The sequence below is a fragment of the Vibrio sp. V08_P9A1T1 genome (genome assembly GCF_963874405.1).
Taxonomy (GTDB): Bacteria; Pseudomonadota; Gammaproteobacteria; order Enterobacterales; family Vibrionaceae; genus Vibrio; species Vibrio anguillarum.
Genome location: NZ_CAWNIB010000044.1, coordinates 1 through 19,252 on the forward strand (window position 1 = coordinate 1; position 19,252 = coordinate 19,252).

The 19,252-nt window shown below is 44.8% G+C and carries 18 protein-coding genes; 9 read left to right on the forward strand and 9 right to left on the reverse strand.

Features of this window, described 5'->3' with window-relative positions; translation table 11 throughout:
- From AACT21_RS02530 to AACT21_RS02545, 4 genes are all read left to right on the forward strand, one after another.
- A partial coding sequence (locus tag AACT21_RS02530) for a trehalose repressor (RefSeq protein WP_094164112.1) occupies window positions 1-647 on the forward strand: 647 nt, incomplete at its 5' end.
- Between the two features lie 118 nt (window positions 648-765).
- The gene (locus tag AACT21_RS02535) at window positions 766-2,445 is read left to right on the forward strand and encodes a glycoside hydrolase family 32 protein (RefSeq protein WP_094164113.1); all 1,680 of its coding nucleotides are present in this window, start codon (window positions 766-768) and stop codon (window positions 2,443-2,445) included.
- 247 nt (window positions 2,446-2,692) lie between these two features.
- Window positions 2,693-4,231 carry a methyl-accepting chemotaxis protein gene (locus AACT21_RS02540; RefSeq protein WP_094164114.1) on the forward strand — a complete coding sequence of 513 codons (1,539 nt, stop codon included), beginning with the start codon at window positions 2,693-2,695 and terminating at the stop codon, window positions 4,229-4,231.
- Between the two features lie 25 nt (window positions 4,232-4,256).
- The gene (locus tag AACT21_RS02545) at window positions 4,257-4,988 is read left to right on the forward strand and encodes a transporter substrate-binding domain-containing protein (protein WP_013856728.1); all 732 of its coding nucleotides are present in this window, start codon (window positions 4,257-4,259) and stop codon (window positions 4,986-4,988) included.
- Window positions 4,989-5,082: 94 nt separating this feature from the next.
- Here the strand turns inward: AACT21_RS02545 and trhO are convergent, their stop codons facing one another.
- The 7 genes from trhO to AACT21_RS02580 all read right to left on the reverse strand — a co-directional run bounded on the left by trhO (window position 5,083) and on the right by AACT21_RS02580 (window position 10,705).
- Window positions 5,083-6,066 (reverse strand): oxygen-dependent tRNA uridine(34) hydroxylase TrhO, encoded by a 984-nt coding sequence (gene trhO, locus AACT21_RS02550; RefSeq protein WP_026027546.1) that lies wholly within the window; start codon window positions 6,064-6,066, stop codon window positions 5,083-5,085.
- 90 nt (window positions 6,067-6,156) lie between these two features.
- A complete protein-coding gene (locus AACT21_RS02555; RefSeq protein WP_094164115.1) occupies window positions 6,157-6,939 on the reverse strand; it encodes a heme ABC transporter ATP-binding protein in 783 nt (260 codons plus the stop codon).
- Window positions 6,936-7,880, reverse strand: a complete 945-nt coding sequence (locus tag AACT21_RS02560; protein WP_232471681.1) for a FecCD family ABC transporter permease — start codon at window positions 7,878-7,880, stop codon at window positions 6,936-6,938. Before AACT21_RS02560 ends, AACT21_RS02555 begins: the two co-directional genes overlap by 4 nt.
- A 100-nt stretch (window positions 7,881-7,980) precedes the next feature.
- A complete protein-coding gene (locus AACT21_RS02565; RefSeq protein WP_094164116.1) occupies window positions 7,981-8,829 on the reverse strand; it encodes a heme/hemin ABC transporter substrate-binding protein in 849 nt (282 codons plus the stop codon).
- A 51-nt stretch (window positions 8,830-8,880) separates the two neighbouring features.
- Complete coding sequence (locus tag AACT21_RS02570; protein ID WP_094164117.1) at window positions 8,881-9,291, reverse strand: ExbD/TolR family protein; 411 nt, start codon at window positions 9,289-9,291, stop codon at window positions 8,881-8,883.
- Window positions 9,288-9,995 carry a MotA/TolQ/ExbB proton channel family protein gene (locus AACT21_RS02575; RefSeq protein WP_013856734.1) on the reverse strand — a complete coding sequence of 236 codons (708 nt, stop codon included), beginning with the start codon at window positions 9,993-9,995 and terminating at the stop codon, window positions 9,288-9,290. Before AACT21_RS02575 ends, AACT21_RS02570 begins: the two co-directional genes overlap by 4 nt.
- Entirely contained in the window at window positions 9,995-10,705 is a 711-nt protein-coding gene (locus AACT21_RS02580; RefSeq protein ID WP_026028299.1) for an energy transducer TonB, read from the reverse strand. The genes AACT21_RS02575 and AACT21_RS02580 overlap by 1 nt, the downstream gene beginning before the upstream one ends.
- 305 nt (window positions 10,706-11,010) lie before the next feature.
- On the opposite strand from AACT21_RS02580, the gene hutX reads away from it, so the two are divergent.
- The gene (gene hutX / locus AACT21_RS02585; RefSeq protein ID WP_088732522.1) at window positions 11,011-11,520 is read left to right on the forward strand and encodes a heme utilization cystosolic carrier protein HutX; all 510 of its coding nucleotides are present in this window, start codon (window positions 11,011-11,013) and stop codon (window positions 11,518-11,520) included.
- A gap of 54 nt (window positions 11,521-11,574) precedes the next feature.
- Window positions 11,575-12,105 (forward strand): heme utilization protein HutZ, encoded by a 531-nt coding sequence (gene hutZ, locus AACT21_RS02590; protein WP_017048628.1) that lies wholly within the window; start codon window positions 11,575-11,577, stop codon window positions 12,103-12,105.
- A gap of 124 nt (window positions 12,106-12,229) precedes the next feature.
- On the opposite strand, the gene AACT21_RS02595 is transcribed toward hutZ, so the two are convergent.
- Entirely contained in the window at window positions 12,230-14,380 is a 2,151-nt protein-coding gene (locus tag AACT21_RS02595; protein ID WP_094164118.1) for a TonB-dependent hemoglobin/transferrin/lactoferrin family receptor, read from the reverse strand.
- A 212-nt stretch (window positions 14,381-14,592) separates the two neighbouring features.
- Window positions 14,593-15,489 carry an ROK family protein gene (locus tag AACT21_RS02600; protein WP_094164119.1) on the reverse strand — a complete coding sequence of 299 codons (897 nt, stop codon included), beginning with the start codon at window positions 15,487-15,489 and terminating at the stop codon, window positions 14,593-14,595.
- A 223-nt stretch (window positions 15,490-15,712) separates the two neighbouring features.
- Between AACT21_RS02600 and AACT21_RS02605 the strand changes: the two genes are divergently transcribed.
- The 3 genes from AACT21_RS02605 to AACT21_RS02615 all read left to right on the forward strand — a co-directional run bounded on the left by AACT21_RS02605 (window position 15,713) and on the right by AACT21_RS02615 (window position 19,250).
- Entirely contained in the window at window positions 15,713-16,360 is a 648-nt protein-coding gene (locus tag AACT21_RS02605; protein ID WP_013856740.1) for a GTP cyclohydrolase II, read from the forward strand.
- Between the two features lie 166 nt (window positions 16,361-16,526).
- Window positions 16,527-17,789 (forward strand): imelysin family protein, encoded by a 1,263-nt coding sequence (locus tag AACT21_RS02610; RefSeq protein WP_094164120.1) that lies wholly within the window; start codon window positions 16,527-16,529, stop codon window positions 17,787-17,789.
- Between the two features lie 78 nt (window positions 17,790-17,867).
- Window positions 17,868-19,250 carry a di-heme oxidoreductase family protein gene (locus tag AACT21_RS02615; protein ID WP_094164121.1) on the forward strand — a complete coding sequence of 461 codons (1,383 nt, stop codon included), beginning with the start codon at window positions 17,868-17,870 and terminating at the stop codon, window positions 19,248-19,250.
- The last annotated feature ends 2 nt before the right edge of the window (window positions 19,251-19,252 follow it).

The window sequence follows — 19,252 nt, forward strand, 5'->3', positions numbered from 1 at the left end:
AGAGGGTCGAAGGCATTGTACTTTACGCCACACACCTTGATATGCCATTAGTGAAAGCAATCCAACAATCTAATGTCCCGGTGGTATTGGTTGGGCAAGATGGCTCACTGCACGATATCCCAAGTATTGTTCATGATGATCTTCGCGTTGGATTCGAAGCGGGTAAACGGTTGATAGCAAAAGGTTGTCAACACATTGGTTTTATTGGTGTTCAGAGCGATGACGTAGCGGTGGATTGCTTGCGTTCTCAAGGGTTAGAGCAAGCACTGGGTATCAACAATTTAACCCTGTTGTTTCATATGCGTGGTGATTTTTCGATTGAATCTGGTTACTTACAAGCTAAAACATTAATCACTCAATATCCACAATTAGATGGTCTTTTTTGCGCAACCGATAGAATTGCGGTTGGAGCGGTGAAAGCACTACAAGAGTCTGGAGTTCAGGTTGGATCGCAAATAAAAGTATTAGGAGTTGGCAATGATGAGCTCGCATTTGTCAGTAACCCAAGCTTATCAACATTCAACTATGCCTTTGATAAAGCAGGTGAAAATGCAGCCAAGATGTTGCTTGAACGTATTGCTGGTCGTGGGCAGGAGATGAGTAAAGTCGTGTTAACATTCCAAAATATCGAACGTGAAACCGGCTAAGACTGAAGGTGCTTGCTGAGGGGAAGCCCGCATAATTGAGGGCAATATTTCACCAATGCTTGCAAGCTGGCTTATTTTTTTATATTTTGCAATCGTTCCCAGAAATTGAGTGTAAGTCATGTCATTAGAAACAGTGCCAGTAGAAAAAATGTCATTTGAAGAGATGGTGAGATTAGTGGGAGGCCCGGCCAATATTCAGCGAGTACTTGCACCAAGAGGCGAAATCGTTATTGCGCTGCGAGATCCAGCTTTAGTCAATGTTTTGCCGAGCTATATGCGCTTGCGAGAAGTGCTCGGTGAATGGCAGCTTTCATTTTTGATTCAACAAGATAGCATCAATGAATATGCCGATGAACTGATCAACAGTTTAGGTCGAATGATTGACTCTCAGCTGCGGCTTAATGCGTACGCCTATTCCTCGCCAAACGATTGTCCCTTTCGTCCAACGTGGCATATTTCTCCGCCGCAAGGGCTGCTCAATGATCCAAACGGTTTCATTTATCACCAAGGAAAATATCATCTTTTTTATCAGTGGTATCCTTATGGGTGTGAGCACAAGGATAAATATTGGGTACAACTGACGAGTACTGATCTTATTCACTGGCAATGGCAAGGTATTGCACTGACTCCATCAGATTGGTATGACAGTCACGGAGTTTTTTCTGGTCATGCTTTAAGTCACAACGATGCGTTGATGCTTTTCTATACTGGCAATGTTCGGTTAGGTGAACAGCGATTGCGTCAAACAACGCAGTGTTTAGCTGTGTCGCAAGATGGCCTCCGTTTTGAAAAACGTGGCCCAGTGATCCGTAATTTGCCAACGGGTGTCACGGAACACATTCGCGACCCTAAAATAGTGCGCCACCGAGGCAAATGGCTCATGTTGCTTGGCGCGCAAACAACGCAGTTGCAAGGTCGGCTGGCGATTTACCATTCACATGATCTTAAAGAGTGGCATTTCGATGGTCTATTTGGTGAAGAAATCGCACCGCTAGGTTACATGTGGGAATGTCCCGATCTGTTTGAAATTGCGGGCCAAAGTTATTTTGTTTTTGGCCCCCAAGGGATTATTTCAGATAACGTGAACCACACAGTTATCCATCAGAATCGTATTGCAAAAGTCTTATGGGATGAAAATGATCATCCTCACTTTTGTCATCTGCAACCACTGGATCACGGCTTTGATTTTTATGCTCCTCAAACAATGCAGACGGCAGACGGGCGGCGTGTCTTGTGTGCATGGATGGGGTTGCCTGACGAAATTAATCATCCTAGTTGTGACAACGGCTGGCTGCATCAACTTACGGCACTGCGAGAGTTGAGTGTTGAGAATGGTCAAATTATTCAAAGGCCTATAAGGGAGCTAGAGCAGTTATGCAACCAGCCGGTAAGTTTGGACTTAAGCGATAAATGCACCATTCTCAACACCAAAAGTTTTGAAATGTGTATCACTTTGCCGTGGGGGGCAAGCTTACGTTTGTTTGAAAAAGATGAGCAATACATTGAACTGAGTTTGGATGCCCAGCAAAAAGTATTACGCTTTGATCGTTCCCATACTTTGATACGCCAAGGTGATGTGATTCGTGAATTGGCCTTAGAATGTGAACAGGTTGAGCTGCAGATTCTCGCGGATAATTCTTCATTAGAAGTGTTCATCAACGGCGGAAAAGCTGTGATGACTGCGCGAGTTTTTACCGATCAAGAAGCGACAGGGGTATCGCTATTGAATGCGTTGACCACGGCCAAATACTCTTCTATCCAGCCCGTCAGCGCTTCTTCATTCGCTACTCAATTCTAAATTAAGCCGAAAGTAAACTTTCGGCTTAAAAAATAATAGCCTTTTTCTTTCTTGGTCTATCCTTAAGTAAAAGATAAGTGAGATCAACATGATCGGTATGAGTTCAGACAATAGCAGAGATGATATTGACCTCTCTTCTGGTCTGCATTGTCCTATTTATTAAACACAAGAGTCAGATGGTTATCATGCGGTGCGATGAAGTCAACGCAGTGCTTAACTCATACCATTGATTAAGGCGAAATGAAGTATGTGGAAAAGTGTCAAAGTGATCTTTGTTACCCAAGTTGTTCTGGCAGTGTCCATTGTGTTGGGCATTTCTAGTTACATTGATTACCAGTCAAAGAAAGCGGAGTTGCAGCATAGCCTAGATACATCAATCTTGAATGCAAAAGAGCGTTTGAGCTACAGCCTACCTAAAGCAATTTGGGATTTTGATTTACATGCCGCCAAACTCACTATTTCAGCAGAGTTAAATAACCCAGACATACAAGCGGTTAGAGTGAAAGATGCGGGTGGTACACCGCTTCTTTTCCTGAGTACATCACCCGACTCTCAAGATGTGAAAGAGATGGAACCCAATGAGGGGAAACAATACGAATCCATGCTCTCTTCGGTGCAAAAGCTCACCTTTGTTGAGTATGAAAAGGAAAATGAAGTTGGTCAGGTAGAGCTTTTCTATAACACAGATAGGCTAGAAAAAACCTTGTTACAAAGTCTGCAATATAGCCTGATTGAGTTGCTGATTTTAGATAGCGTAATGATTGTATTCCTAATTTTGGCGTTAACGAAAGCCGTCCTTCGCCCGCTCAACGATTTGACAGAGCGAGTGGCCGATCTTGCAACCGGTGAAGGGGATTTAAGTCGTATCATTCCAGAACCCAAATATAGAGAGTTTTCGCAGATCATCCGCAGTATTAATCATTTTACGGAGTCGCTAAGGGAGATAGTTGTACAAGTAACGAATGCTTCTGTGCAATTAAAAGACACCGCAGAGATGAGTGGTCAGGTTGCCATGAGAAATGCGCAGCAAATTGATCAACAAAAACACAGTTTATCGACCGTCGCTGCCGCTTCCACACAGATGAGTCAGTCGGTGGCAACAGTGGCTGAAACCGCTAATGACGCCGCAAGGCAAGCAAGTGAGGCTTCTCAATTGGTCGATAATGTTTACCACTCAATAGAACGCTCTGCTGCCGAGATTGTAAACATGCGTTCCGAAATGGGTTCGGTAAACGCGGAAATGCATAAGCTGCTTGATGAAGGGCGAAAAATATCAACGGTGGTCGGGGTGATTAATGACATTTCCGAGCAAACCAACTTGCTGGCACTGAACGCTGCTATTGAAGCGGCACGCGCAGGTGAGCATGGCCGTGGTTTTGCAGTAGTGGCTGATGAAGTACGCAACCTTTCGACCAAAACTAGCCAATCCACCGAACAAATCCAAACCAATATTCGCTCACTTAGCAGTGCAACAGAATCGGTTGAGCAAGAAATTATTCGCATCTCTAATTTGTTAGAAAGTACCGCTAAGCGAGTATCAGAGTCACAACATTCTGTTGAGCAGGTGAAAAATACTATCTCTGAAATTTCTGAAAGAAATGGCGAGATTTCGCATGCTACAGAAGAGCAGAAACAAGCCATTGATGAAGTCAGTCAGGCGATTGTTGAAGCATCAGAGGCCACTAATGAGCTGTCGAGTAGTGGTCAAGATAATGCTCAGAGAACGAAAGAAGTTCTTCAACTGAGCTCAAACATTAAAACTCATATGCGTAAGTTCAAAACATAAGTTCCACCTTCAAGGAGAAGAAAGTATGAAGCGTCTGTTGATCTTTATTTTCAGTATGATGATGGCCTTACCGAGTAGCTTTGCTGCTACTATTACGGCTGCACAAGATCCATGGCCACCGTTCATTTCACCGGATAAAAGCATGCCGGGGCTATCGGTAGAAATCGCTGTTGCGGCTATGAAAACACAGGGCTATGACGTCAATTTTCAAATCATGCCTTGGTCACGAGCATTAGATGAGGTGAGTAAAGGCAGAATTGATCTGTTGCCCGCAACTTGGTATACGCAGGAGAGAACGGCTTATTTACTTTACAGTGACTCATATTTAGAAAATGAACTGAGCTTTATTAAAAGAGCAGGCGATGCTTTCGAATTTTCAGGTTTAAATAGTTTGAGTGGCAAACAAGTTGGCATCGTTAGGGGCTATGGTTATGGGGATGACTTTTTATCCGCCACTAATTTCAACAAACCAGACGCTAATGATCTCACGACTAACTTGAAGAAACTGCAAGCCAAACGAATTGATCTTACCCTTGAAGATAAGTTGGTTGCGTTATCGACCATGAAAGAGGCGGGCTTAAATAGCAGTGATTTTCAGTTTACCACGGCATCTTTGTCTAAAAATCCTTTACATGTTACCTCAGGCAAAGCGAACCCTAATGCGCAGAAATATATTGATGCGTATAACAAAGGGTTAGCCACGATTAAAGCTGACGGAACATTTGATGCCATTTTAGCGAAATACGGTATTCAGTGATTTTTTTTTAAAAAAAAGGCCGCAGTTTTAACGCTGCGGCCTTTTTCTATTCCAATAGGATTTGAATCCTTTGAAGTAAGCATTGGGGTAAATATTAGCGCTTTGAGCCGCGCTGCTCAGCTTTACGTGCTAATTTTTGCGCACGCTTTTGCTCGATCAGTGATGCGGTATCGCCGCCAATGTGTGCTTCTCCACGCTGTTTTGCGAGCTGAACTTGTTTTTCTCGCTCACGGAAACGGGCCAGTTGTTCCGCAGAGTGAGTACCGAAGCAGGATGGACAACTGACGCCTTGCTCGTAGACTTCGCTCTGTTTGTCTTCATCGGTAATCGGCAAACGGCAAGCGTTACATACATCGTAGTGACTCTCTTTTAAAGCGTGCCCTACAGCCACTCTGCCATCAAACACATAGCAGTCACCTTGCCATAAGCTCTCTTCTTGCGGCACTTCTTCTAAGTATTTCAAAATGCCACCCTCGAGATGGTACACCTCATCGAACCCTTGCTCTTTTAAATAAGCCGTGGATTTTTCACAGCGAATCCCACCAGTACAAAACATCGCGACTTTTTTGTGTTTCTCTGGTGCGAGGTTCTTCTTCACATAATCAGGAAACTCACGAAAGGTTTCAGTGTGTGGGTTAAGCGCATTTTTGAAGGTGCCGATTTGGATTTCATAATCATTACGGGTATCGACAACCAGCACATCAGGGTCTGAAATTAGCGCATTCCAGTTTTCTGGTTTCACGTAAGTGCCCACAACGTGACGAGGGTCAATACCTTCAACGCCCATAGTGACAATCTCTTTTTTTAGCTTCACTTTGGTACGGTTAAATGGCTGCTCTGAGGCTTGTGATTCTTTGTAAACCGTACCTTTCAAGTTCGGTTCAGCATCAAGCCAAGCCAGTAGCACATCTATCCCTTTGCGTGTTGATGCCACGGTGCCGTTAATTCCTTCACTGGCTAATAATAGCGTGCCACGAATTTGGTTTTCCTCCATTAGTTCAAGAAGCGGTGCTTGCAGCTCTTGGTAGTGATTGAGTTCAACAAACTTATAGAGTGCACAGACGACGTACTGACTCATGGGGTACCTTTTAAAAAACGATATAAAGAATTGGGGCGCATTATAGCGAAGGGACGCGCCCACAAATACGGACAATTATTAAGGACAATATTAGATGGGGTAGACCATTGGGAAATCCATGGTTGGATGTGCGGCGACAAGCGACGAGTAGCCATATACCTGCTCAATCCTTTCTGCATTGAGCGCTTCCCAAGGTGGCGCATCACAAACCAGTTTGCCATTGTGCAGCATCACCATGCGATCTGCATATTGAGCCGCAAGGTTGAGATCGTGCAGCACGACTACAACAGCGCACTGTTCTTGGTGTGCTAATGAACGTGCAATGCGCAGTGTATTGTGCTGGTGAGCCAGATCTAACGCTGACGTTGGTTCATCCAGCATCAGGATTTTTTTGTCACCGGAGTGGTGAAGTTGAGTTAATACCCGCGCCAGATGTAAACGTTGTTTTTCACCACCCGATAAAGCCGGGTAGAGATTGTTCGCTCTATCGCTGATATCGGTTTGTTGCATGTAGTGTAGTGCCACTTCACTGACTTGTTGGTGGCTTAAATTTAATGGCAGTGCGCCTAATTCCACCACTTCTTGAGCGATAAAAGGAAAGCTCAACGTACTTTGCTGAGGAAGAATAGCCAAGTGCTTTGCTAACTCATTCGGTTGCCACAGTGCTTGCGGAACACCGAAGTAAGCCATTTTGCCTGTTGATGAGATTTCACCGCTGAGTATTTTCAGCAAGGTACTTTTTCCAGCACCATTGGGGCCAAGTAACGCCGTGACTTGACCTGAAAAAATCTCAATATCAATCTTATCCAAAATGGTTCGATGGCCAAATTTAACCGATATATTACTGGCTTGGATCGCTGCCGTTGTACTCAAAATACTTTGCCTTTTTGTTGAAACAGAAGATAAAGGAAGAAAGGTGCACCCACCAGCGCAGTCACAATCCCGACAGGCAGCTCCGCAGGTGCCACTGCTATACGGGCAAACATATCGGCGACAGTGAGTAAGAGTGCACCAAGTAAAGCCGAAATGGGGATCAAACTACGGTGATCGGGGCCAACCAGCATCCGGCCTAGATGAGGGATGACCAAACCGATAAAACCAATCATACCCACCGCGCTGACGGTCACTCCAACGCCGAGTGCGCTGAGTAAAATCATTGAACGTTTAAGTCGTTGCACAGAAATGCCTAGATGACGCGCTTCAGACTCGCCAAGTAATAATGCGTTGAGCGCCATCGCTTGACGGGAGAAACAGACTAGCAGCAGCAGTAAGGTCACAGCGCACAAGAGAATATTTTGCCAGTTTGCACCCGCCAGTGACCCCATTGACCACAATGAGAGATCGCGTAGCATTTGATCGTCTGCAACATAATTCAAATAGCCAATACCCGCCCCCGATAGCGCGCTGATGGCGACGCCTGCGAGTAGCATGATGGTGACGGAAGTACCAAATTTACTGGTGCCTAATCGGTAAACCAACAAGGTAGTCAATGCACCGCCTAAAAAGGCAAAAATAGGTACCACCGCAGCGCTCATCCACGGGTTGGAAAACAGCGCTAAATTGGCGAATAGCACAATCGCAAGTGCGGCTCCGAGGGCTGAACCTGCCGAAACACCGATAATGCCAGGCTCAGCTAATGGATTACGAAACAAGCCTTGCATCACCGTTCCGCACAGCGCCAAAATTGCTCCAACCAACAAGCAGAGCAGGGTACGCGGAAAGCGTATCTCGTGGATGACTAAATTGATGTGCGCGGCAATGTCATTGGAGTGTAGCACGAGACTTTTTATGCTGTCACTGAAGCTGATATTCATTGGACCAACGGTGACAGAATAAAGGCTCACTAAGATTACCAAAACTAACAGCGTTGCATTCACCACATTTTTTGAGAGATGACGTAACAAAATAAGCTCCTTAAGGATAGAGCAATGCGTTTAGACGTTGCGCTTCAGCTAAGCTTTTAAGGCCTAACCCGCCGACGAGAGCGTGGCCATCGATGGTGATGATCTGCTTATTTATCCCAGCCGGAGTTGCTACTAACGTCGGTATGGATTGCAAAATGGCGTCTGCTCCTCCGAGTTTTTCATAACTGCGGCCACTGACTAAAATCACGTCTGGTTGCATCTCAATTATCGCTTCCATGGACAGTGGTTTATAAGACGTCACTTGTTCAGCGGCTGGGTTAACCGCGCCAGCCAACTCAATAATGCTGTTTGGCGTGGTGTCACTGCCCGCCACGTTAGCTGCTCTTCCTTCGTGGATAAGAAGAAATAGCACCTTTTTCGGAGTCTTGTGGGTAGATTGATGGTGGATTAACGCCGCTATTGTGCTTTGAACTTGCTGTTTGAGCGCTTTAGCTTGAGGCTTTGCATCAGCGAGCGTCGCGATTTGGTCAATGCGTGCCAACAACCCCTGTGGTGTGGATTCATCATTCACCACCTCGACGTTAACGCCAGCGCCTTTAAGCTGTTGCAATGTGCTTTCTGGCCCCATTTCACTAGAACCAATCAATTGTGTTGGTGCTAAGGCTAATAATCCTTCTGCGGATAATTGGCGATGATAACCGATTTTTGGGAGAGCAAGATCGTTTGGAATTTCACTGGTGACATCGACCGCAACAAGTTTATTTTGTGCGCCTAACGCAACGAGGATTTCGGTCACCGCGCTGCCCGCACTGATGATCCGTTCTTGCGCGCAGAGCCAAGGTGATAAGATGAAGAGCGTTATGGCAACAAGCCAATGAGAAAGAGATTTGTGTGTCATCGTGTTGTACTCATGAAAATCATACGGTTTTTAAAAGCGTGTATGAATAGGCTATTGGGGATGGTCGGTTAATAACTGAGTGGCAGCGATGCCATTGTCTTGCAAGAACGCCAGCAATTTAACCAACTGCTGCACTTCGGCGGTTTTGTCTGCGCCAATCACGATCGGGCGATCACTCGCTTTGCTTTGTTCTAACAACGCCAATGTGAAGTTATTCCAATCGATATACTGCTTGCCATCGATAGCCCAGTAAGGTTCGTGCGCCAGAAGATTCACTGTGATTGACTGCTTGTTCACTTCACTCACGGTGGGTGAGTCGGTTGTTGGCAGTGAAACGTCTAATGACTCAAATTTAACTGCGGCTGTAAGCAGTAAAAACACCATGACAATAAAAATGATATCCAACAATGGCGTTAAATCTGGCATTAATGAGGATGAGTGAGAGTGCGGTGTCTTAATCATGATGCATTAACCACATCATTGTCAGAGACGTCTTCATACTTAGCTACACGCTCTTGTTTGGTGGTGCAATCATGCTGTAAAGAAACACCTTCGAGCCATAAGTTGACATAATTTAGTGTGTGCTCAAGTTTTGCCATCACTCTGTCAGCCCATACGCCAAGCAGCTGAGCGCCGGTAATTGCGGGAAGCGCGATCAGCAAACCTGCAGCCGTGGTTCGCATCGCAATCCCTAGGCCATCCGCAAGGTCGTTTGGCGTAATATTGCCAGAAGAGAGCGCCACCCCCTTGAACATTTCAATTAAACCTAACACAGTGCCAAGTAAGCCTAGCAGTGGGCTGATCACACCAATCAAAGATAAAATACGCAGTCCGGAATGCAGTTGATGACGCTTTTCTTGCAACCAAATGCCCGCCGCATCTTCACGTAATCCTTTAGAGAAATCGTGATGAGCAAGCAGCATGGCAACCCCTTTGTAAAGCAATGGGCGCTTGCTGGAGAATTCACTGGCTAACGCCTCAATTTGCGCTGTATTGGTCGGTGATATTTGGTTGAGCGCACTACCGATCGCACCTTTTCCAACACCAAGGCTAAGCAGTACTTGGAAAAGCCGTTCAGTAATGATCATGGTCGCAAGTGCTGAGCAGACAAAAAGAGGCCAGGCCATCAGACCAAGTTGTTGTTCTAGTTGAGTAAGTAGTTCCATTATCCTTCCAATTTAAAACGTACTGGGATTTGCACTCGGTGGGCTATTTTTTCGCCGTTCACCACTTGAGGAGAGAATTTCCATTGTTTGATGGCATTAAGAGCCGATTCATCCAGCAGCGCCGCGCCCGACGAAGAGAGCAGCACCTGTTTGATTTGGCGGCCGTTTTCGTCTAACCACACCTCATACATAGCGACCCCTTCAATTCCTCGTTTTTGTGCAAGCCTTGGATAAACAGGAGGGGCTGGGCGAGTAACAAAAGACGGCGCATCGACTAATTTCGGTTGATTAGTTGCGCCGCTGCTGCTTGGGGCGGCGGCGGTTTTCGGTGTCGATTCAGCGCTATTTTCATTCTCTACAGAGGATGTCACAGCTTCCTTTACAGGAGTTTGCACTTGTGCTGATTTTGTCGGTATTTTAGGAGCCGGTTTGTCTTTTACCGGTTTTGACAGGCTCTTTTTCTGCACCACTTTTTGCGGCTCTTTTTTTGCTGGTTTGGGTTTGTTGGCTCTCTTTTCTGGAGGTGGGGTTTTTGTTGCTTGCTCTTGTACTACCTGAGCTTGAGGTTGAGCCACAAAGTTAATCGACACTGAGGTGGATTGATTTCCCGCAGGCATGGCAAACACTTTTGATTCGTCATCAACAAACAAGATCGCCGCGTGAATCGCGAGAGATAGACTGCCAGCGACAAGATATCTAGTGAAATTCACGTGGTACTCCATATAACAACAAAGCGTTCTGTCTGATGAAGGGATTATTACTCAACATCAAAATAAGATCAATTATCAATTGCATTATCATTTGCATCAAATTATGATTTTACGAATTTAAAAGCTGGGTTAGAAATGCCTTGTTAGCACAGGGTTTTCCATCAACCACAATAAATCATAAACAACCTGAATTAATTCACCCTTGCCATAATTTTACTTACTAGATCGGGTTTTTAGTGGCGATTAATGTGATGTACTGAGCCAGCGTAAGGCGATTTAAAGCGAAGAACGAACTGGAAATGAATATGGATTTACTTGAACAGAAAGTGGCCTCTTTATTAGAGCAACAACCGACCTTATTGCCGGCAGCGATGGCGCAAGAGTTGAATGTGACCGAATTTGAAGTGGTGCAGGCATTGCCTAAAGAGATGGTTGCGATTGTTGATGGGGCTCAAGCTCAATCGCTGTTGGAATCGTTAGCGGATTGGGGAATGGTCACAACGATTGTCCACTCTTTTGGCTCTATATTTGAAGTGAAAGCGCCTTTTCCAAAAGGGAAGTTGGCTCGTGGCTATTATAACTTGATGGGTAAAGAGGGTGAGTTACACGGCCACTTAAAGTTGGAATCCATCCAACACGTTGCTTTAGTCAGCAAGCCTTTTATGGGACGTGAAAGTCATTACTTTGGTTTCTTTAGTGAGCAAGGCGATAACATTTTTAAAATTTATCTAGGCCGAGATGAAAAGCGCGAACTGATTGCAGAGCAAGTCGCACGTTTTAAAGCATTACAACAAGACGTTCATTCCAACCAATAATATTGATATAACGATAAGCCCTGAACGCAATGCGAAAGGGCCGAGGAGAAAGTCATGGATCAGCAGATCAAACAAGAGCGATTACAAGGACGATTGGAACCTGAAATCCAAGAGTTTCGTCAAGAACGTCGTACATTGCAATTGGCTACAGTGGACGCTGAAGGCCGTCCGAATGTGAGCTACGCGCCATTTGTACAAAACCAAGAAGGTTACTTTGTGCTGATTTCGCACATCGCTCGTCATGCGCGTAACTTGGAGGTGAACCCGCACGTCTCCTTGATGATGATTGCAGATGAAAACTCATCAAAACAGATTTTTGCCCGTCAACGGTTGACGTTTGACGCCGTTGCGAGTGTTGTACCACGTGAAACGGCGTTATGGCAGCAAGTCATTGGCCAAATGCAAGCTCGTTTTGGCGAGATCATTGACGGCTTAAGCCAGCTACAAGACTTTGCTTTATTCCAATTGAAAGTAGAAAAAGGTCTTTATGTGAAAGGCTTTGGCCAGGCGTATCAAGTGTCTGGTGATGATATGGTTGATTTTGTGCACCTTGATGAAGGGCATAAGAAAATTTCCAACGCATAATCTTAATCGCTCAAGATACATTGGATATTGGAAGAAAAGGCTAGTTATCTAGCCTTTTTTATTGAGGAGTTCATGGAACAACAAAGCCAGCATAACGCTGGCTTTGTGAATAATGGTTTAATCGCTAAAACTCATATTTAGCGGTAATAGCATAGTTACGCTCAGCTTGAGAGTAGTCGTTATCTAAGTTTGTTTTACCGCGGATATCATTCCAACGGTAGTACTCTTTGTCGGTTAAGTTAAATATACCCGCAGTAATCGTGACATCTTGCATTGGTTTAAAGTAAGCGGTGATATCGACAATGGTCGCACTCGGCAGTTCAACTTGGTTTTCTGTACCGCTATTAAGTTGGTCACGGTTGATATTACCGGCTGACTTCGCAGCAGTATAATTCAACTTCAGGCTAGTACCCCAAGTGGTACTTTCATCATCATAATTTAGTGCTGCGACAACATTCCATGGGTTTACGCTGTTCAATGGACGTCCGTTACCATCTTCACCTTTGCTATAACTTGCCGCTAGGCGTGTTGACATACCATTCGGGGCTCCAATTAATTGATCCAATTTTAATTGATTTGATAATTCAATCCCTTTGATCGTCGCTTCACTTAAGTTGACATAGGAGTAGTGGGTTATTCCGTTCACTTTTTTAGTTGTAACTCGTTCAATGAAATCATCATAATCGCTATAAAATGCAGAAATTTCAGTTGCCGAGACGTTTGTATTGTGACGATAACCCAATTCATAGGCCAAGCTTGTTTCTGACTTAAGGTATGGGTTTGGATCGTTCACATAACGGTGAGCAATGTTGTCATACGTGTAGTACAGCTCAGTAAAGTTAGGGGCACGGAAGCCTTGGCTGACTTGAGCAAAGACTGAATGTTGATTATTGATACGGTACAGTGCGCCAAGACGGCTGGTGAGTGCTGAATCGTCAAATTTAACGAGAGGTTCTGTGGTGCTACCACCGGGATCGGTGCTAAATGAATCATAACGAAGGCCAGGTGTGACAATCAAATTACCACTCAAAAGGGTGATCTCATCTTGAACAAAGAGGCCGATTTTTTGGTCTGTAGCATCCGGTGTATAAACCAAAACTTGATTTGGCGTTGCAGGATCCGAGTTGAGTTCTGTATTGGTATTTGAAATATCGCTACTGGCAAAATTTAAACCATAAATAAAGTTATGTTCGGTTTGACCTAAGGTAACTAACTTATCCAGTTGCGTTTCTAATTCAATTTTATCTTCATTATAGAAGTAATCTTTGGTTTGTTGGTTGTCCGCATTGGCTGGAGTGTAAGGAGGCCTTCCTGACGATGCTGGCTGAAAACGGTGCGTTAAGCCGTTATCTTCTTTGCTTTGCCAAGATGCTCGGCTAGTGATGGTGTCTGCGATGGCAGAGTCAGCTAGCCAAATGTGTTTGATGCCAAGGCGATACTGTTTCGTTGTATCTTGACCATGATAGTTTTTGTAACTGGAATGAGCGATATCAGAATCTGTTTTGTTATGCAGTGCTTCACCAAAGAACTCCAAACGGTGAGCATCGCTCAGTTGATATTGGAGCTTAAGTAGCAAGTCATTTTTTGCACTATCTTGACTCTCTATCGAATAATCTTCTTTACGATCTGCAAAATTTTGTTGCTCTTGTCCATCACGGCGAGTATAGGCGACCAAGGTCTCTAAATTGCCACTTCTATTTGCAATGGCAATATGTTCACTGAAAGATTTATCTTCTGAAGAGTAGGAAAGCTTTGCTTGTCCGCCTGTGGTTGCGTCTCCTTTTAGGAAATCACGAGGATCTTTGGTGTCAAAAGCGACGACACCACCAATGGCATCACTGCCGTGAAGGCTTGACGCCGCACCTTTGATGACTTCAACACTCTTTACCATATCGGGATCGATACTGATAGCGCTCGAATTGACAAAAGAGTAAGGACCTCCGTCGAATGCTTGTCCTTGTGTGACTCCATCAACCATGATTTTGATTCGATTACCTTCTACGCCGCGAATATTGATGGTCTGTACACCTTGGCGAGATGAGCTATTGGTTGAAACTCCAGGGGTATATTCAAGGATAGCTGCGACATCTTTTGCCATATTGGCTTCAATGTCTTTGCTCGAAACCACAGCAACAGAAGCGGCGGTATTTTCGATAGTTTGAGAAGTTCGCGTTGCCGAAACAACAACCTCATCGAATCGAGAAACTTCTTCTGCGAGAGCAGCAGGGGAAAGCGCTAGCAATATGGAGGCTGATAGTAGTGTTTTAGTGTACATCTGAGTTATTACCTTATTCATCAATAACAGATTCAAGCTGTGCGCAATGATATTAGATCTAAATGGTAATTACTATCATTTGTGTTTGTGTGCTAGGGTGAAATATAAATAGAATTAGGAGTATATGTTTTAAATATCAGTCATTTGATATGTAAAACACTTGCTTTACTTAATTTTTCGATGACTAAAGTTGTGACTTTAATCACTTTCTTCTAGTTCAAACCTAGCCAAGCTGCACCACGGATGCCGCTGCTGTCACCATATTTTGCTTGGGTAAACACAATCTGTGCACTATCAGAAAAAACGTAGTTCGCTGTTGCCCGAGGTAGATCAACATACAGCGATGCTACGTTTGATAATCCTCCGCCAAGCACTATCACATCAGGATCCAACACATTAACGATGCAAGCAAAGCTGCGCGCCATTTGATCAATCAATTGTTGATAAAGCTTTGTTGCTTGTGGGTCTTGCTGCTGGTAGCGAGTGATTATTTCGGCTGCATTCCACTCTTGTTGACCAATCAACTGAGCACTCTTTGTTAAGCCAGAACCGGAGATAAAGAGTTCAATGCAGTTATCGCGTCCGCAATAACAGTGGCGATTAGTCCCATCACGTTCATTGGTAAAACTTGGCAGCGGATTGTGCCCCCACTCACCGCATACGGCGTTCGCACCGACCAATACCTGCTTGTTGATCACAATACCGCCACCGCAACCTGTGCCCAAAATCGCGCCAAAGACTACGTTGCCATCTTTGGCGGCACCATCGACCGCTTCAGACAGCGCAAAGCAATTGGCATCATTGGCAATAACAACATTGCGTTGCAGGCGAGCGCACAGATCAGCTTTTAAATCTCGACCATTTAAAAAAGTGCAATTGGCATTTTTGATAAGCCCTGTCGCTGGGCTGATGGCTCCGGGAAGTCCAATCCCGATTTGGCAGTGAGTTTGCGTTTCGCTTTCGGCCATTGCAACCAGTTGACATAAGGTGCTTAGAAAAAGCTCGTACTCATGTGGGGTAGGGGTTCGGTGTTTAAATAGGGTGTTTCCTGATTTATCCAGTACGCAAATTTCAATTTTGGTGCCGCCAATGTCGAAACCTATCAGCATGATTTTTCCTTATTTTGGATGTTGAGTGTGAGTCCTGACTATGGAATATAGTCTAATAATCAACGTGTTTTGTCTTTGAACCGAACAAGATAACGTGAAGTGGTGAGATTTTTTCTTTTGATTGCTGAGAAATGTTATATTATAACATTTCTCAGCAAGTGATCTTTTTATTGAAAAGGGGAGTATCTATCCCCATAGTTAGGTCATCAATGGGTCAATTCGAATGCAAATCAATTCAGCATTGCAACAAGCAATTATTCAAGTGAGTGTAGATATGGCGGAAGTACGAGCCAGAGTGGATTTCAAAGTCGGTCTAAAAAGCAATATTGACGCCGAAATACTCTCTTTTAGAGGACTGAAAACAGACAAAGAACATGTTGCGGTCATTTTTAAATCCGCTGATGTTACACAGGAAACTCCTTTAGTCCGTATGCATTCAGAGTGTTTAACGGGCGATGTTTTTCACTCATCACGCTGTGATTGTGGTGAACAATTAGAAGAAACCATTAATAAAATGGGCGAAGTTGGCGGCATTATCCTCTATTTGCGTCAAGAAGGTCGAGGCATTGGTCTGTACAACAAAATTGATGCCTATCGCTTACAAAGTGCGGGGATGAATACCTATGAAGCCAATAATCATCTTGGCTTTGGTGACGACCTGCGTGATTTCACTGAAGCGGCGCAGATGTTGAAAGCGTTAAATGTGACCAAGATTCGTTTAGTCACTAATAACCCTAAAAAAAGTCGTGAGCTGAAGGAGCATGGTATTGAAATTGTAGAGGTCGTGAATACCGCGGCACATATTAAGTCGGGTAATGAAAATTACCTCAAGGCCAAAGTTTCCCATGGCAAACACAACTTAAAACTATAATTCAGACTTATAGATGACAGCCAAAAACCTCATTTCGGTGAGGTTTTTGGCGTTTTTACCTTGCAAAAAAATGGATAATTTGTATTATCGGCGACTAAAAGTGCAAATGATAATAATTAGCACTACCATAAGATAACGCTCAAATCGCCTCAACAAGGATGCTCCCATGAAAGTTAACACGCTTCTTATTCAGTCAATTGCGGCCTCACTTGCCATCGCAAGTAGTGCGTCATTTGCGGCTACCGTCACTAAGGAGCAGGTGGTCGAACATTATGCCAATATTGCCCATGCCGTGTTTGCTGATTCGCTGACGACCGCTCAATCATTAGAAAAATCAATCGATCAGTTCTTGATGACTCCCTCGGCGGCTAAATTGGAAGAGGTGAAACAAGCGTGGTTAGCATCGCGAGTGCCTTACCAGCAGTCCGAAGTCTTCCGTTTTGGCAATGCCGTTGTTGACGATTGGGAAGGACAACTCAATGCTTGGCCTCTTGATGAAGGGCTGATTGACTACGTCGCTACCGATTACCAATATGAACTGGGCAATGAAGGCGCCAGCGCCAACATCATTGCCAACCAAACGTTGAAAATTGGTGCGACAGCGATTGATGTCTCCACTATCACACCAGAGCTGATTGCCAGCTTAAACGAAATCGGTGGCTCTGAAGCTAACGTCGCTTCAGGTTATCATGCCATTGAGTTTCTACTGTGGGGCCAAGATTTAAATGGCACCAATGCGGGAGCCGGTGCTCGTGCTTACACGGATTTTGTCGTGGGTAGCGAATGCACCAATAACCATTGTGATCGCCGTGCTCAATACTTAAAAGCGGCAGCTCAGCTGCTCGTGCAAGATTTGGCATGGATGGAAAAACAGTGGTCTGCGGATGAAAAAGCCAATTACCGTCACGAATTACTTGCGGAATCAGCAGACAATGGTTTGCGTAAGATGCTATTTGGTATGGGGTCTTTATCACTGGGCGAATTAGCGGGCGAGCGTATGAAAGTGGCGCTAGAAGCAAACTCGACTGAAGATGAGCACGATTGTTTCTCGGATAATACTCATAACTCTCATTACTACAATGAACAAGGTATTTACAACCTTTATACGGGTTCTTACCAGCGTCAAGACGGAAAGGTACTAACAGGCCCAAGCCTGAATGATTTAGTGGCACAAAAGGATGCACAAGCAGCCAAAGAGATTCAAAAGCAGTTTGACAGTGCGCGCGCTGAAGTCGGCAAATTAGTCACGTCGGCTGAAAAAGATAATCAGCATTTCGATCAATTGATCGCGGCTAACAATCCTCAAGGCAACGCGATAGTCAATGGAGCCATTATGGCTTTAGTGGCTCAAACCGCTTCGATAGAACGTACCGCTTCAGTGATTGGAATTGATAACCTTAATCCAGATACTGCAGACCACGAATTCTAATAATAAGATGAAAAATCCAAGGGCTCAGATGAGCCCTTTTCCACGTTTACACTGAATAAAGATGTTGAGAAAAGCCCAATGAGATCGTTTTTTACCGTCGCGCTCCTAACCTTGTTTGCCAACCCCGTTTATGCCGATGAGGTGAAATCGGGTGGCAAAACCAGTACAACCAAAGCTGGGCCGAATGCTTACTCGCTTCCTGCGGCCAATTTGCCGATGAGCAAACGGCTCGATTTTAGCGTGGGAAACAGTTTCTTTCGTAACCCTTGGGTGCCAGCGCCATCATCTACCGATGCAAGAGATGGTTTAGGGCCGCTTTTTAACACCAATGGTTGCCAAAATTGTCACATCAAAGATGGTCGCGGCCATCCGCCAGAAAAAAATGACACACATGCCGTTTCGATGTTGGTTCGCCTGAGTATTCCAGCGGTGACGGATGAACAAAAAGCGATCTACGCCAAAGAAGGGGGGATCCCCGAACCCGTCTATGGTGGACAGTTACAAGATTTCGCTTTGCCCGATCAAAAAGCAGAAGGACAAATCCAAATCGCTTATCAAGAGGTTGCGGTTGCTTTTACGGATGGCCACCAAGTGATGTTACGCAAACCTAATTTAAAAATTACTGAACTTGGTTATGGTGATATGCATCCTGATACTCAGTTTTCGGCGCGTGTCGCCCCGCCAATGATTGGCCTTGGCCTACTTGAAAGCATTGCTGATGCCAGCTTATTAGCAATGGCAGACCCTGAAGATAGTGATGGCGATGGTATCTCTGGCAAAGTGAACCGTGTTTGGGATGTAGAAAAAAAAGATTTTGCCATCGGGCGTTTTGGTTGGAAAGCCGGGCAGCCTAGTTTAATGCAACAGAATGCCGCGGCGTTTAACGGCGATTTAGGATTGACCAGCCGTTTATTCCCCAAAGAAAACTGCACCGAGAAGCAAACACTCTGTCAAACCTTACCTAACGGCGGCGACCCTGAGGTCAGTGACAACATTCTTGATTTTGTCGAATTCTATTCTCAGCATTTAGCCGTTCCAGTGCGTCGTAATGTCGACGATCCACAAGTGAAGCTGGGTCAATCATTGTTCAAACAAGTTGGCTGTGAGAGTTGCCACCGCACTGACCTTAAAACGGTAAAAAGAATGGATCGCCCAGCCTTGTCAGAGCAAGAAATCCATCCTTACAGTGATTTACTACTGCATGATATGGGCGAAGGGTTAGCCGATAATCGTCCTGAAGCCTTAGCTAATGGACAAGAGTGGCGTACCCCGCCTTTGTGGGGGATCGGCTATACGCAAGAGGTGAGCGGCCATACTTATTTTTTACATGATGGCCGAGCGCGTAATCTCATGGAAGCGGTACTTTGGCACGGTGGTGAAGCGCAAAGTGCCAAAGAGAAAGTACGTCAATTCAATGCCAGCGAACGCAACGCGTTGATCGCTTTTCTTAATTCTTTATAGGG

Coding starts and splice junctions, on each gene's coding strand:
- AACT21_RS02535 (WP_094164113.1), top strand. CDS start 766: ATGTCATTAGAAACAGTGCCAGTAGAAAAAATGTCATTTGAAGAGATG.
- AACT21_RS02540 (WP_094164114.1), top strand. CDS start 2,693: ATGTGGAAAAGTGTCAAAGTGATCTTTGTTACCCAAGTTGTTCTGGCA.
- AACT21_RS02545 (WP_013856728.1), top strand. CDS start 4,257: ATGAAGCGTCTGTTGATCTTTATTTTCAGTATGATGATGGCCTTACCG.
- trhO (WP_026027546.1), bottom strand. CDS start 6,066: ATGAGTCAGTACGTCGTCTGTGCACTCTATAAGTTTGTTGAACTCAAT.
- AACT21_RS02560 (WP_232471681.1), bottom strand. CDS start 7,880: ATGAATATCAGCTTCAGTGACAGCATAAAAAGTCTCGTGCTACACTCC.
- AACT21_RS02565 (WP_094164116.1), bottom strand. CDS start 8,829: ATGACACACAAATCTCTTTCTCATTGGCTTGTTGCCATAACGCTCTTC.
- AACT21_RS02570 (WP_094164117.1), bottom strand. CDS start 9,291: ATGATTAAGACACCGCACTCTCACTCATCCTCATTAATGCCAGATTTA.
- AACT21_RS02575 (WP_013856734.1), bottom strand. CDS start 9,995: ATGGAACTACTTACTCAACTAGAACAACAACTTGGTCTGATGGCCTGG.
- hutX (WP_088732522.1), top strand. CDS start 11,011: ATGGATTTACTTGAACAGAAAGTGGCCTCTTTATTAGAGCAACAACCG.
- hutZ (WP_017048628.1), top strand. CDS start 11,575: ATGGATCAGCAGATCAAACAAGAGCGATTACAAGGACGATTGGAACCT.
- AACT21_RS02595 (WP_094164118.1), bottom strand. CDS start 14,380: ATGTACACTAAAACACTACTATCAGCCTCCATATTGCTAGCGCTTTCC.
- AACT21_RS02600 (WP_094164119.1), bottom strand. CDS start 15,489: ATGCTGATAGGTTTCGACATTGGCGGCACCAAAATTGAAATTTGCGTA.
- AACT21_RS02605 (WP_013856740.1), top strand. CDS start 15,713: ATGCAAATCAATTCAGCATTGCAACAAGCAATTATTCAAGTGAGTGTA.
- AACT21_RS02610 (WP_094164120.1), top strand. CDS start 16,527: ATGAAAGTTAACACGCTTCTTATTCAGTCAATTGCGGCCTCACTTGCC.
- AACT21_RS02615 (WP_094164121.1), top strand. CDS start 17,868: ATGAGATCGTTTTTTACCGTCGCGCTCCTAACCTTGTTTGCCAACCCC.